Below are 14,154 nucleotides of genomic sequence, written 5' to 3'. Positions count from 1 at the left end.
GCCGGCCGGGCCCGGGCAGATGTGCCCTGGCCCGACCGGCAGTTCTTCTGTGCAGGCGCTGCCGGGGTGGCTCACTCCTCCGGCGTCAGGTAGAGCACGCCCAGTGGCGGCAGACGCAGCTCGGCGTGCGCCGGCTGACCCATATGGTGTCCGGCGACCGCGGTGACCTGCCCCATGTTTCCGACGCCTGATCCGCCGTACTGCTCGGCATCGGTGTTGATCCGCTCGATCCAGATGCCCGTGGACGGCAGGGCCAGCCGGTAGTCTTCCTGCGTCGTCCCGGCGAAGTTCGCCACACAGACCAGAGGTTTTCCGTCGCGATCCCAGCGCACGAAGGACACCACGTTGCGTGCCGCGTCCGCGCCATCGAGCCATTGGAAACCGGCCGGCTCATTGTCCCGCGCAAACAGCGCCGGCGTGGACCGGTAGACGTCGTTGAGCGAACTGACCAGCCGCTGCACACCGGAATGCCGGGGATCATCGGTCAGCCACCAGTCCAGGCCATGGTCGTGCGACCACTCGGCTTCCTGGCCGAACTCGGTGCCCATGAAGATCAGCTGCTTGCCCGGGTGCGCCCACTGGTAGGCCAGGAAGGCCCGGACGTTCGCGAGCTGCTGCCAGCGGTCGCCGGGCATCTTGCGCAGCAGCGATCCTTTGCCGTGCACGACTTCGTCGTGGCTGATCGGCAGCAGGTAGTTCTCGCTGAATGCGTACACGATGGAGAACGTCAGCTGATTGTGCTGATACTGACGGAACAGGGGATCGGTGGAGATGTACCCGAGGGAATCGTGCATCCAGCCCATGTTCCACTTGAGGCCGAACCCCAGCCCACCACCGCTTGTCGGTGCGGTGACGCCAGGGAAGGCCGTCGACTCCTCGGCAATCATCAGGATGCCTGGGAATCGGCGGTAGGCGGTGGCGTTGACCTCCTGCAGGAAGTCGATGGCCTCAAGATTCTCGCGGCCACCTTCCTGATTGGGGCTCCATTGGCCGTCTTCCCGCGAGTAGTCGAGATAGAGCATGGACGCCACGGCATCAACCCGGAGCCCATCGATATGGAACTGATCGAACCAATACAGGGCATTGGCGACCAGGAAGTTGCGGACCTCCCGCCGCCCGTAGTCGAAGATCAGCGTGCCCCAGTCCGGGTGCTCGCCGCGCTGCGGGTCAGGATGTTCGTAGAGAGCCTCGCCGTCGAACTTCGCCAGAGCGAACTCATCCTTCGGGAAGTGCGCAGGCACCCAGTCGAGGATGACTCCGATTCCGGCCTGGTGCAGGGAGTCGACCAGGAAGCGGAACTCGTCCGGGTGACCGAAGCGCGAGGTCGGCGCGTAATAGGACGTGACCTGGTAGCCCCAGGAACCGCCGAAGGGATGTTCGGCCACCGGCATGAATTCGACGTGGGTGAAGCCGAGCTCCACCACGTAGTCGACCAGCTCAGTGGCGAGCTCACGGTACCCGAGACCGAGTCGCCACGACCCGAGGTGCACCTCGTAGGCGCTGACCGGAGCGTCGTGCGGGTCGGTCGATGAGCGCCGGGCCATCCACTCGTCATCGTGGAACGTGTACCGCGATTCGGTGACCACCGAGCCGGTGGCGGGCGAGACCTCGGTGCCGAACGCCATCGGGTCGGCCTTCTGCAGCCACTGGCCGTGGCGGCTGAGGATCTCGAACTTGTAGACCTCACCCTCGCCCACGCCGGGGATGAACAGCTCCCAGACCCCGGACGAGCCGAGGGAGCGCATCGAGTGGCCGACTCCGTTCCAGCTGTTGAAGTTGCCGATCACCCGGACAGCCCGGGCATCCGGCGCCCAGACCGCGAAGCTCGTCCCGGTGATGTCGCCCTGACCGCCGGGATAGCGTCGCGGATGGGCGCCGAGTACGGTCCAGAGCTCCTCATGGCGCCCTTCGCCGATCAGGTGCAGGTCTGTTTCACCCAGGGTCGGCAGGAACCGGTAGGGATCGTCCGTGACGTGCAGGTCGTCGCCGGTGTAGCTGGTTTCGAGACGGTACTCCGGAATCAGCCCGTCGGCGGGACGGAACGCGGCGCTGAAGATGCCGCCGTACTCATGCGTGAGCGGGATCGTGTCAGTGGCCGTCCGGACCACAACGGACTTCGCCAAGTGCCTGCATGCGCGGATCGTGACTGTCCCGTCGGCGTCCTGGTGCGCGCCCAGAACGGAGTGCGGGTCGTGATAGCTGCCGTCGGAGACCTGCTGCAGGACTTCCTGTGAGACCGGGCGCGGGCCGACCGAACCGGCAGAGGGAGCCGTCGCCGGTTTCGCCGGGACGTCCGCGGATTCCTGCGCGGGACCGCCGGTGACTGCGGATTCCGGTTCGCGCCCGCCGGTGGCGTCGGATTCCTGCTCGGGACCGGTGACTTCGGATTCGTGATTCAATATCGCTCCTAGTGAACGGAATGGAACTTGGAGCCAGTTCGGCCGGTTTCGCAGCTCATAGACGACTTCGTACAGTGCCTTGTCCAACCAGTAGACCCGCAGCAGCGGGTCGGACCCGATCGTCGGCTGACCGGACTCTCGAGCATACCCGTCGAGGAATGCCGCCGTGGCGCTCCGAGACCACGCCGACGTTCGTTCGGACACCGCGTCCCGTGACGCGGGATCCGGGTCCTCCAGCGCTGCGAAGTTCGCCGCGTAGTCGAAGGACCGAAGCATGCCGACGACGTCGCGCAGCGCAACGTCCGGGTGCGAGCGCTCCGACAATGGCCGCAACGGCTCGCCTTCGAAGTCCAGCACCACCCAGCCGCGCTCGTCGGAGTGCAGCACCTGGCCGAGATGCAGGTCGCCGTGGATCCTCTGCACCGGACCGACGTCGTCGATCTCCTCCAGCCGGCCGATGTGCTCGCCGAGCGCCTTCGTGTAGGGCGCCAGCACATCCTGGGCCTCCGCGATCGCCCACCGCACTCGCTTCTGCAGATCAGCGACGATATGAGCGGTCTGCTCGGGGCCCGGATGATGGGCGCCGAAGACTTCGGAGAGCGTTCTGTGGATGCGTGCCACCGCGGTCCCGAGCTGGTGTGCAGGTTCGCTGAAGTCGAGGTCATGCCGAGCAGCGTGCACGGCTGCGGCCCAGGCATCCGTGGAGTCGGCGATGAATTCGGAGAGCACGGCGAAATGCCCGGACTCCTCCGTCAGCGACACCGGATTCGACCAGATGCCCTCCAACCATCCGATGGTCTGCGGGACGGCGGTGCAGCTGGCGGCACTGAGCGCTGCGGTGACCTCGACGTCGGGGTTCGCTCCGGCTGACAGCACCCGGAACAGTTTCAGGATGGCGGGTGCGGAGGGATCCGAGATGACGACGGAGCTGTTCGACTGTTCACCCGAGAAGACTCTCGTCGGCGCACCGGTGACGTCCGGCTGCCGGATCCCGTCCACGGTGCGGCCTGCGAGTCTCCGGTCGGGATGGGTGCGCTCGCCGGTGATCAGTGAGGCGATCGCCCGGACGAATTCCGGATCGTGAACGCCGTCGTAGACGTGGCGCCGGCCCAGGATCATGTCATTGACTTCACCGAGATAGGCGGAGTCCGGAGCGTCGAGCTTCGAGGCGCGAAAGGTCAGCGGTACCTGGATGATGTCGACCCGGTCGCCCGAATCGAGCATCAGGATGTGGTTCCTGCCGGTGACGGCGTCGTCGGCTCGGCGCTCATCGAAGACCTGCACCGACGACAATCCGGAGATCGAGATCCCACGTCCCTTCGCCGGAAACCAGCGCTGCGCAGGCAGCCAGGAGTGCAGAAGCCGCTGAAGTTCTCCGCTGACAGTCATATTCGTCCCTTCTCAGTGTGCTGGGTGCCGGCCGGCACGCTCAAGGACGACTCCTGACCTGCAGGATGTGCGCCGGCTCGCTGCGCGGGTCGAGCCGCACGTAGTTGTGTTCGCTCCAGGACCAGGTCTGTTCGGACAGCAGATCGTGAACCTCGAACTCGGTTGGGGCCGAGCCTTCGGACCCTGCGTCGGGAAACAGCTCCTCGAGGTCGAGGTGCACGGTCGTCTCCCGGGTGGCGTGCGGATCCAGGTTGATGACCACGATCAGCGCATCGTCATCCTTGCGCTTCGAATACACCAGGATCGATTCGTCATCGGCGCTGTGCAGCCGGATGTTGCGAAGATCGCCGAGAGCCGGGTGCTCCTTCCGGATCGCATTCAGCCGCCGGAGGTACGGCGCCAGGGAACGCCCTTCTGCCTCTGCGGCATCGAAGTCGCGAGGGCGGTACTCATACTTCTCGTTGTCGATGTACTCCTCCGCGCCCGGACGCGGCACGTGTTCGTACAGCTCATAGCCGGCATAGACGCCCCACAGCGGGCTGGACGTGGCGGCCAGGACGGCACGGATCTTGAACCCGGCCGGGCCGCTGAACTGCAGGTACTCGGTGAGGATGTCCGGGGTGTTGACGAAGAAGTTCGGCCGCAGGAACGCGCCGGAGTCGTCGCGGAGCTCGGTCAGGTATTCCTCGAGCTCCTCCCGGGTGTTGCGCCAGGTGAAGTACGTGTAGGACTGCTGGAACCCGAGCTTGGCCAGCGCATGCATCATCGGCGGCCGGGTGAACGCCTCGGCTAGGAAGATGACGTCCGGATGCCGTTCATTCACGGTCCCGATCAGCCATTCCCAAAACCTCACCGGTTTGGTGTGCGGATTGTCGACCCGGAAGATCTTCACGCCGTGGTCGATCCAGAGTTCGACGATCCGCAGCACCTCGCGGCTGAGGCCCACGAAGTCGTTGTCGAAGTTGAGCGGATAGATGTCCTGGTACTTCTTCGGCGGATTCTCCGCGTAGGCGATGGTGCCGTCGAGCTGGGTGGTGAACCACTCGGGATGACTCTTGACCCATGGGTGGTCGGGCGCGGCCTGCAGGGCGAGATCCAGGGCCACTTCGAGGCCGAGCTGATTCGCGCGCGCGACGAAGTCGTCGAAGTCGGCGAAGTCGCCGAGGTCGGGGTGGATTGCGTCGTGACCGCCGTGCCGAGAGCCGATCGCCCACGGTGAACCCGGGTCCTCAGGCCCGGGGCTCAGCGTGTTGTTCGGCCCCTTGCGGTTGACTTCGCCGATCGGATGGATGGGCGGGAGGTAGATGACGTCGAAGCCCATGTCGGCGACCGCGGGGAGCCGTTCTGCCGCTGTTCGGAAGGTGCCGGAGATCCATCGGCCGGTCTCCTCGTCCTGCTGCGCACCTTCCGAACGGGGGAAGAACTCGTACCAGGCGGCCCGTCCGGCGAGCTCGCGTTCGACGTTCAACGGCATCCGCTCGCTGACGCTGACCAGTTCGCGCAGCGGATGTGCGGCGATCGCCGATCCCACCTGCGCAGTGGTCGCGGCGGCAAGCCGCTCCGCGGCGGGCAGTTCGGCGGAGCCGAGGGCGGTGATCGCATCGGTCAGGACGGCTCGATGCTCGACGGGCCGGTCGCGCTGCTGTTCCGCGGCAGAGAGCAGCTGCAGCCCTTCGGCCAGCATCAGGTCGACATCGACGCCGGCCGGAACCTTCAGCGATGCCGCATGCTCCCAGGTCGCGTAGAGGTCCGCCCAGGCTTCGATGACGAAGCTGCAGCGGCCGACCTGCGTCGGCCGGATGGTTCCGACGAAGCGGTCGGTGCCCGCGATCGGCTCCACCAGCCGGATCCGGTCGACTTCGTCTCCGGCCTCATCGAACAGGACCGCGTTGACGCCGATGAGGTCGTGGCCTTCGCGGAACACCGTCGCGGCAACCGGGATGTCCTCGTTCACGGTGGCTTTCGCAGGGAAGGCACCGCCTTCGACCACGGGTTGCACGTCGGTGATGACGATCCGGTCGTAGTGCAGCCGTCGGCTGTCGGGGCTGGGCATCGCTGAAAATCTGGTCACATGTACGACCGTATCGACAATATGCGCATCTCAACAGTGCCAGCGTCATGAATTCCGCTCAGCGTTGCAATGCCGGTGTCAATTCCGCTGAAGCCCCGCACGGTCCGGGTGGCCCGGACCGTGCGGTCGCTCCTACTTGAACCGGAGCAGGCGCAGGCTGTTGAGGACGACGAACACCGACGAGAATGCCATGGCCGCGCCGGCGATCATCGGGCTGAGCAGGCCGAGGGCCGCGATCGGAATGGCCGCCGTGTTGTAGGCGAAGGCCCAGAACAGGTTGCCCTTGATCAGTCCGAGCGTCTTCCGGGACAGCCGGATCGCCTGCGGGATCTGGCGCGGGTCGGAGCGCACCATCGTGATGTCGGAGGCAGCCATCGCGGCGTCCGTTCCCGATCCCATGGCGATGCCCAGGTCCGCTCCGGCCAGAGCCGCCGCGTCATTGATTCCGTCGCCGACCATCGCCACGGCCTGCCCGTCGGCCTGCAGATCGTTGATGACGGCGATCTTACCCTCAGGGCGGACGTCGGCGCGGACCTCGGTGATGCCGACTTTGCCCGCGACCGCCTCGGCGGCTTGGGCGTTGTCCCCGGTGAGGAGGACAGTGTTCAGCCCCAGCGCCTGCAGTTCGGAGACCGCCTCGGCGGCGCCGGGCTTGATCTCGTCGGAGACGAAGGTCAGGCCCCGGAACTCCGAGTCGAGCGCCAGTGCCACGATCGTGGCTCCGGCCGGTACCTCGGCGGGGGAGAACGAGACCTCGATTCCCCGCTCGCGGAGCAGATCCGGCCGCCCGGCGAGCACCTCGGCGCCGTCGATCGTCGCCTGCAGACCGCCGCCGGGGATGTTGACGAAGTCCTCGACCCCATCACGCCTCTGCGCACCGCCGGGGGCCGCAGCCTGCTCGCCGGTTCGGTCAGCGGCCGGGAGCCGGGACTCGGAGGCAGCCACGATCGCTCGGGCGACCGGATGTTCGCTCTGCGACTCCAGCCGGACGAGGGCGTCGAAGTCCGGCCCTGTCAGCTGCGTGTTGAGGAGGCTCATGACCCCGGTGGTCAGGGTGCCCGTCTTGTCGAGGACCACGGTGTCGAGGGACCGGGTGGACTCGAGCGCTTCGGGCCCGGAGACGAGGATTCCCAGCTGGGACCCGCGTCCCGAGGACACGGCCAGCGCGGTGGGCGTGGCCAGGCCCAGGGCGCAGGGGCAGGCGATGATGAGGACCGTGAGCGCCGAGTGCAGGCCCAGCGCCCACTCGCCGGTGGCGAACCCCCAGACCAGGAGTGTGAGGATGCTGATGCCGAAGACGATCGGCACGAACACCGCGGAGATCCGGTCGGCCAGGCGCTGGACGGCGGGTTTGCCGGTCTGAGCGCGGGTGACCAGGTCGGCCATCGCGGCCAGCGTGGTGTCGGCTCCCACCCGGGTGGCCCGGACCTCGAGGACTCCGGAGGTGTTGATCGTGGCCCCGGTGACGTGGTCGCCGGCGGAGACCTCCACGGGAACGGATTCGCCGGTGAGCATGGATTCGTCCACGGCGGAGTGGCCGGCGAGCACCTCGCCGTCCGTCGCGATCTTCTCACCGGGGCGGACGAGGAAGACGTCGCCGACGACCAGCTCGTCGATCGGCACCTGAGTCTCGAAGCGCGAATCCTGGGTACGTGCGTGCTCGGCACCTGCGTCTTGAGCGGGAGCGTCGCGCAGCACGGTCGCCGACTTCGCGCCGAGGTCGAGCAGCGCCTTGAGCGCCGCCGTCGCTCGGGTCTTCGCGCGGTCCTCGGTGAGCTTCCCGATGAGGAGGAACACCGTGATCGCGGCCGCGGCCTCGAACCAGACGTGGTAATCCTCGGGGATCGCCCACCGGTGTCCGTCGACGACTGCGCGGACCAGGGTGGCGTAGGAGTAGCCGCCCGCGACGATGATCCCGACGCTGACGAGGGTGTCCATGGTCGTCGAGCCTCCGCGCGCGGCTTTGTACGCCGCCGCGTGGAACGGCCACGCACCCCACGTCACGACGGGCAGCGCGAGCGCGGCGACGATCCACTGCCAGCCCGGGAACTTCAGGTCCATGATCATGGAGATCACGAGGATCGGGATGGCCAGGAGCAGGGAGCCGATGAAGCGCGGACGGAGCCGGCGGGGATCGTAGTCGACGATCTCCGGTCCCCGCGCCGAGTCGGTGCGGACGATGGCGCCGTAGCCGGCCTTCTCGACGGCGGCGGTGAGGTCGTCGTCGCTGAGGTCGGATTCGACGATGACGTGGGCGGAGTTGAGCGGGAGGTTGACCTCGGCGCTCACCCCGTCCAGCCGCGAGAGCTTCTTCTCGATCCGTGCCGAGCAGGACGCGCAGGTCATTCCCGTGATGTCGAGTTCGACCTCGCGCGTCATCACTTGACCTCGTATCCTGCTTCGTCGACGGCGGCGCGGATCGCGGCGTCGTCGAGTTCATCCGCCGAGGTGATCGTCACGGGCGAGTCTCCACCGGTGACGAGGTCGACCTCGACGTCGGTGACTCCCGGAAGCGCGCTGAGCTCCTCCTTGACGGAGCCTGCGCAGTGGCCGCAGGTCATTCCTGCAACGGTGATGGTGGTGGTGGTGGTCATGTCTCCTGCTTTCTTCAGCTCACTCGGCCGCGGGGATGCGGTCGAGGTCGCCCGACACATGACTTGAGAGTCGAGGACCGGGTGGGTCCGCGCCCGGGGAGGGGGCGGCGAACCTCGAGGGCCTGTCAGCTCTTGATGAGTCGAGCGATGGCGGCTGAGGCCTCCTCGATCTTCTTGCGGGCCTCGTCCCCACCGGAGGAGGCGGCGTCGACCACGCAATGCGCGATGTGCTCTTCGAGGAGGTTGATGGAGACCGCGTGCAGTGCGGCCGTTGCGGCGGAGACCTGGGTGAGGATGTCGATGCAGTACTTGTCGTCATCGATCATCCTGGCTATCCCACGGACCTGTCCTTCGATCCGTTTCATCCGCCGAGCAAGGGCGTCTTTCTGCGGGGTGTATCCATGATGCTCAGTCATGTCGATACTCTATACCCCCTGAGGGTATGAGTCAAGGGATGCGATCGATGCCGGATGTGCGGCTCCCTCCTACAATCGAACCATGCGCATCGCCGGTCTCTTCCGCTTCCCCGTCAAAGGATTCCCCGCCGAGCGGATCGGCGCAGCAGACCTCCGCCGAGACCAGGGGATCCTCGGAGACCGCGCCGCCGCCTTCTCCAACGGCAGCAGCGCCGTCCCCGACGACAGATGGCAGAAGTACTCGGCGTTCACCGTGCTCAAGAACGACACCGGGCTGCAGGGGTGGCGGGTGAGCACGGACTCCGACTCGAGCGAAGGCTCCGACTCGGGCGAAGACTCGGCCGTCACCATCACCCTCACCGCCCCGGACGGCGAGTCCACGACGTTTCGCACCGCTGATCGGGGCGCACGGACCACCTCGGCGGAGTTCCTGGCCCGGCGCATACCCGCCCAGGGCCCTTTCCCGCGGGCGCTGGTGGTCGCCGACCAGGGCATGTTCGATTCGCGGCGAGCCGGGATCTCGATCATCAACCCGGCCACGGTCGCGGCGCTCGATCCCACTCTCGACCCCCTGCGCTTCCGCGGCAACGTCCTCGTCGACGGGCTTGAGCCCTACGCGGAGTTCGCCCTGATCGGGAAGATCGTCCGCCTCGGCGAGGTCCGTCTCGCCATCACCCAGGCGATCGAACGGTGCCCGGCCACCACCGTCAATCCCACCACCGCCGAGGCTGACGTCAACGTCCCGCGGCTCCTCGCCGCCTCGTGCGGGCACCTGCATTGCGGGGTCTACGGTCGGATCCTCGACTCCGGCGTCGTCAGGGAGGGGGACGAGATCGAGATCGAGGGTGACGCGCCAGCGGACCTGGTCCGCAGAGACCGGACGCCGAGGTATATGACCGTCGTGCGCAGCGCGCGCTGCGGTGAGGAGATCGCCGAGATCTCCCTGCGCGATGAGCAGGGGTGGATCGGCGAGTTCGATGAGCCGGGAACGAACCTGCGCGTCCACCTCGACCGCGACGGCCTGTTCTGGCGGACCTACACGATCATCGCTGTCACAGGCGACGTCGTCTCCATCGCGGTGCGCACCCAGGGGCGGGGTTCGCAGGTGATGAGCGGGCTGGAGATCGGGGACCGAATCCTCGCCTCCGGACCGCACGGAACGATGACCGCGGACCGCGTCTTCCAGGGGATGACCGCACTGGTCACCGCCGGAATCGGCGTCACTCCCAGCCTCGGCCTGCTGCGGGGGACTGCAGGCAAGGCGGTCAGCGGGGTCAGGCTCTTCCATGTCGATCGCGGCAGTCGCACGGCAGCGTTGTGGGACCGCGCGGTCGATCGCGCACGGGCAGAGCTCCGGGTTCCGGTCGACGCGCACCACCACGACACCGGAGAGCTGGGCCGGCCGAGGCATGCCGACCTGGTCGGATGGCTGCGCGGCTGTGACAGCGTCATGGTCTGTGGGCCTGCCGGGTTCACCGGTGCCGTTCTCGCCGCCGCCGTCGAGGCCGGAGTGGAGCACGTCCACCGGGAGACGTTCGCGTCGCCTGGGCCGGACCTCGGTGAGGCGATCGCGCGATTCGCCCCCGCCGAGGTGACCCTTGAGCGGTCCGGGTCGGGCTTCGGCTGGGAGCCGCAGCAAGGAACCCTGCTCGATTCTCTGGAAGCGCGGGGGCTGCCGGTGGCGAGCTCGTGCCGCGGCGGATCCTGCGGCACCTGCGTCCTGCCCCTGCGGGCCGGCGAGGTCGCCTACCCCGTGGAGCCTTCGGCACGCGTCGGCGCGGACGAGGTCCTTGTCTGCTCGGCCGTTCCCGCGGGACCGGTCAGCCTCGGGATCTGAGCCCTGACAGGCGCTGTGAAGCCGAAGTTCAGCACGCCGACGAGGCGTGTCCGCTCCGGTGGCAGAATGGACCCATGCCCAAGGATCAGCGCGCCGGTGTGCCAGGCTTCCTGGCGTCGCCCGTCATTGGTCTGAGCAGGCGCGTGCGCTTCGGGGTGGCGGGACGCATCCTGTTCGCCAACTCGATCATGCTCGTCGGCATCATGGTGCTCACGACGAGCATGCTCTACATCCAGCTCTCCCAGCTGAACACGAAGAGGGAGCAGGATCTGCTGCGGTCGGCGGCGGAGAGCATCTCCCTGTCGCTGAGCCTCATCGAAGTCGAGGAGGCCGCGGCGGGCAACGAATTCCCCTCTCCCTCGTCGCAGAAGAATCTGCAGGCGATGCTGGCCAACGTCGTGGCCGAATATCACTTCGACACCGCAGCCATCGTCCCCATCGACTACCTCCTCGAACCACCCGCCCTGGGCACCTCGGGGAAGCAGACGGCCGATGAGACCGACCTCGTGACCGCGAACTCCGGAAGCGTGCCGAGCAGCTCCATCGACAGGCTGGCGGCGAGGGTCGACGGGTCCAGCATCGCCGGGGGAAAGTCCGTCGTCCGCTTCATCGATGACGGGGGGCCTGAGGACGGCACGATGTATGCCGTCACCCCGGTCCGGGCCGAGCATCTCAACTCAGCCGAGGAGCAGCCGGGCTCCGGTGGTGCGCCGGGGTTCGCGGCGGATGCGGATCCGCAGACGGTCATCGGCGCCGTGATCGTGGGAAGCACCGCTGATTCGGTGCGCGCGGGTTTCATCCCCCAGAGCAAATGGCTCATCGGCATCGCGATCGCCACTCTGATCATGGGCATCGGCTCGTCCTGGGTGACCTCGCGCGGGCTGCGCCGCGTCACCGGCGATTACGGCGCCACGGAGCTGCGCAACATGCTCGAGTTCTACTCCTCCGTCCTCACCGCGGTGTCCGAGGGACTCCTGCTCGTCGACAGGTCCGCAGGCATCGTGCTCATCAACGCCGAGGCGCGCGAGCTCCTCGGTCTGCCGCCCGCGGAGCAGAAGACCCCCGGACAGAATCGGGATACGGCGCGCTCGACCATTCCGGAGACGGCCATGCCCCTGGAGGACCTCGATGTGCCGAGTGCGCTGCGGGAGCTCCTCGCCTCCGGCCGTTGGGCGCGCGACGAGATCCACTACACCGACGAACGGGTCCTCGTCGTCAATCAGCAGCCCACCGAAGTCGGCAGCGACACATGGGTCGTGACCATGCGCGACCACACGGAACTCGCCGAACTCTCCGGGGAACTCGTCTCCGTGCGCTCGTTCTCCGACTCCCTGCGCTCGCAGACCCACGAATACGCCAACCGCCTCCACATGGTGGTCTCACTGCTCGAAACCGGACACACCGATGAGGCGATCGAATTCGCGGCCAAGGATCTCGACGACCTCAATCGGGTCACCGGGAAGGGCCAGATGAGCTTCGACCACCCCGTCCTGTCCGCTCTGCTGCTGTCGAAGATCGCGCAGGCCGCCGAGGCGGGGATCGAGATGACGGTGGACACCACGGATCTCACGGGCCGCCTCGGCGGGGATGATCGGGACCTCGCGACGATCCTCGGCAACCTCATCGACAACGCCTTCGACGCGCTGAGCAGGCAGGACGTGCTGTCCGAGGACAAAAGGGTGCACGTGCACCTGAGTGGCGCCGGCGGACCCGGCGGGTTCACGATCGAAGTCAGCGACGACGGACCCGGCATCGACGAGGAGCACGTCGACGCGATCTTCGAACGCGGCTGGTCGACGAAGCACGACGGCGTCGAAACCGATAGCGGTCGGGGGCGGCAGGAGACCGGCACTCGCGGGGTCGGGCTGTCTCTCGTCGTGCAGGCGATCCGGCGCCTCGGCGGGGCCATCGATGTGCAGGGTCGTGGAGAGGACGGCGACGAGCTCAAGGGCGCCGTGCTCACCGTGTGGCTGCCCGACCGCGGATCCGACCGGCCGCGCGCCGGAGCCGCGGGCAACCCGCCGACCGGCCCCATCGCCACGGTCGTCGAAGAGCCGTGAGTGGGGCCGGAGTCATGGGCGGGAGCCGAACAGCCATGGTGGGAGCCGGGCCCGGAGTCGTAGGCATTACCGTTGAATGAGATCGGTCGACCCGGCCGCCAGGTGCCCGGCGTAGGCTTCGACTGAGCCCGCCCGAGAGAATCCGCAGAAGGAGAATCAGTGGACCACGACATCGTCATTTGCGAACCGTTGCGGACTCCGATAGGAGGTTTCGGCGGCCAGTTCCGCGACATCCCCGCTCAGGAGCTCTCCGCCACCGTGGTCCGCGAACTCATCGCGCGCACCGGGATCAACCCGGATCTCATCGCCGACGTCATCATGGGGCAGGGATACGCCACCGCCGAGGCACCCTGCATCGGCCGTGTCACCGCGCTCGACGCGGGGCTGCCCGTGAGCGTGCCCGGCAAGCAGGTCGACCGTCGCTGCGGATCGGGGCTCCAGGCCGTCATCGACGCGGCGCTGACCGTCGGCTCCGGCAATGGGGACTTCGTCGTCGCCGGCGGAGTCGAATCGATGTCGCATGCGCCGTTCTACAACGACACGATCCGCTGGGGAGTGCGCGGCGGCAGCGCCGAGTTCACCGACTCCCTCAGCCGCGGTCGCTCGACCCCCGGCGGGAAGAACCACCCCGTCGCCGGCGGCATGCTCGAGACCGCGGAGAACCTCCGCCGCGAATACGGGATCGGACGCGAGGAGCAGGACGAACTCGCGTACACCTCCCACCGACGCGCGGCCGCGGCGGCCGACGACGGCCGATTCGCCGAGGAGATCGTGCCCGTGACGATCCCCGCGACCCGCAAGACCCCGGAGCACCGGGTCGACCGCGACGAGCACATCCGATCGGACACGACGCTGGAGAAGCTCGCGAAGCTGCGCCCCATCCTCGGCGGCGGCGATCCCGAGGCGACGGTGACCGCCGGGAACGCCTCGGGCCAGAACGACGGCGCTGCGGCAAGCATCGTCACCACCCGAGCCGCGGCCGAGGCGCAGGGCCTCAAACCGCTGGGTCGCCTGGTCAGCTGGGCGGTGGCCGGAGTGCCGCCGAAGACGATGGGCATCGGCCCGGTCCCGGCGACGGCGAAGGCGCTGGAGAAGGCCGGGCTGACCCTGGCCGACATCGACCTCATCGAACTCAACGAGGCGTTCGCCGCCCAGGCGCTGGCCGTCACCCGCGAATGGGGACTGGGCAGGGACGACTTCGAGCGACTCAACGTCAATGGTTCCGGGATCTCCCTGGGCCACCCCGTGGGCGCGACCGGCGGCCGCATCCTCGCGACGCTCCTGCGCGAAATGGATCGCCGAGGTGCCCGCTATGGTCTTGAGACCATGTGCATCGGCGGGGGACAGGGCATCGCCGCCGTCTTCGAACGCGCCTGAGGCAGCGCGGG

The 14,154-nt window shown here is 67.6% G+C and carries 8 protein-coding genes; 3 read left to right on the top strand and 5 right to left on the bottom strand.

Annotated features, from left to right (window positions below; all coding sequences use genetic code 11):
* Nucleotides 1-71: 71 nt before the first annotated feature.
* From glgB to RIT73_RS10295, 5 genes are all read right to left on the bottom strand, one after another.
* On the bottom strand, nucleotides 72-3,788 hold the full coding sequence (glgB, locus tag RIT73_RS10315; RefSeq protein ID WP_309131985.1) for a 1,4-alpha-glucan branching protein GlgB: 3,717 nt from the start codon (nucleotides 3,786-3,788) through the stop codon (nucleotides 72-74).
* Between the two features lie 40 nt (nucleotides 3,789-3,828).
* Nucleotides 3,829-5,841, bottom strand: a complete 2,013-nt coding sequence (locus RIT73_RS10310) for an alpha-1,4-glucan--maltose-1-phosphate maltosyltransferase (protein WP_309132029.1) — start codon at nucleotides 5,839-5,841, stop codon at nucleotides 3,829-3,831.
* A 150-nt stretch (nucleotides 5,842-5,991) separates the two neighbouring features.
* The gene (locus RIT73_RS10305; protein ID WP_309131984.1) at nucleotides 5,992-8,238 is read right to left on the bottom strand and encodes a heavy metal translocating P-type ATPase; all 2,247 of its coding nucleotides are present in this window, start codon (nucleotides 8,236-8,238) and stop codon (nucleotides 5,992-5,994) included.
* Nucleotides 8,238-8,453, bottom strand: a complete 216-nt coding sequence (locus RIT73_RS10300) for a heavy metal-associated domain-containing protein (RefSeq protein WP_309131983.1) — start codon at nucleotides 8,451-8,453, stop codon at nucleotides 8,238-8,240. Before RIT73_RS10300 ends, RIT73_RS10305 begins: the two co-directional genes overlap by 1 nt.
* A 125-nt stretch (nucleotides 8,454-8,578) precedes the next feature.
* On the bottom strand, nucleotides 8,579-8,869 hold the full coding sequence (locus RIT73_RS10295; RefSeq protein WP_309131982.1) for a metal-sensitive transcriptional regulator: 291 nt from the start codon (nucleotides 8,867-8,869) through the stop codon (nucleotides 8,579-8,581).
* Nucleotides 8,870-8,951: 82 nt separating this feature from the next.
* Here RIT73_RS10295 and RIT73_RS10290 point away from each other — a divergent pair, with 82 nt between their 5' ends.
* From RIT73_RS10290 to RIT73_RS10280, 3 genes are all read left to right on the top strand, one after another.
* Nucleotides 8,952-10,706 carry an MOSC domain-containing protein gene (locus tag RIT73_RS10290; RefSeq protein ID WP_309131981.1) on the top strand — a complete coding sequence of 585 codons (1,755 nt, stop codon included), beginning with the start codon at nucleotides 8,952-8,954 and terminating at the stop codon, nucleotides 10,704-10,706.
* Between the two features lie 74 nt (nucleotides 10,707-10,780).
* The gene (locus RIT73_RS10285) at nucleotides 10,781-12,766 is read left to right on the top strand and encodes an ATP-binding protein (protein WP_309131980.1); all 1,986 of its coding nucleotides are present in this window, start codon (nucleotides 10,781-10,783) and stop codon (nucleotides 12,764-12,766) included.
* A gap of 159 nt (nucleotides 12,767-12,925) precedes the next feature.
* The gene (locus RIT73_RS10280) at nucleotides 12,926-14,143 is read left to right on the top strand and encodes an acetyl-CoA C-acetyltransferase (RefSeq protein WP_309131979.1); all 1,218 of its coding nucleotides are present in this window, start codon (nucleotides 12,926-12,928) and stop codon (nucleotides 14,141-14,143) included.
* The last annotated feature ends 11 nt before the right edge of the window (nucleotides 14,144-14,154 follow it).

The organism is Brevibacterium sp. (genome assembly GCF_031179145.1).
Taxonomy (GTDB): domain Bacteria; phylum Actinomycetota; class Actinomycetes; order Actinomycetales; family Brevibacteriaceae; genus Brevibacterium.
This window is presented reverse-complemented; position numbering and strand designations above follow the sequence as displayed.

What these genes read in the sequence shown, in the direction of transcription:
- glgB (WP_309131985.1), bottom strand. Translation starts at nt 3,788, where the DNA reads ATGACTGTCAGCGGAGAACTTCAGCGGCTTCTGCACTCCTGGCTGCCT.
- RIT73_RS10310 (WP_309132029.1), bottom strand. Translation starts at nt 5,841, where the DNA reads ATGCCCAGCCCCGACAGCCGACGGCTGCACTACGACCGGATCGTCATC.
- RIT73_RS10305 (WP_309131984.1), bottom strand. Translation starts at nt 8,238, where the DNA reads ATGACGCGCGAGGTCGAACTCGACATCACGGGAATGACCTGCGCGTCC.
- RIT73_RS10300 (WP_309131983.1), bottom strand. Translation starts at nt 8,453, where the DNA reads ATGACCACCACCACCACCATCACCGTTGCAGGAATGACCTGCGGCCAC.
- RIT73_RS10295 (WP_309131982.1), bottom strand. Translation starts at nt 8,869, where the DNA reads ATGACTGAGCATCATGGATACACCCCGCAGAAAGACGCCCTTGCTCGG.
- RIT73_RS10290 (WP_309131981.1), top strand. Translation starts at nt 8,952, where the DNA reads ATGCGCATCGCCGGTCTCTTCCGCTTCCCCGTCAAAGGATTCCCCGCC.
- RIT73_RS10285 (WP_309131980.1), top strand. Translation starts at nt 10,781, where the DNA reads ATGCCCAAGGATCAGCGCGCCGGTGTGCCAGGCTTCCTGGCGTCGCCC.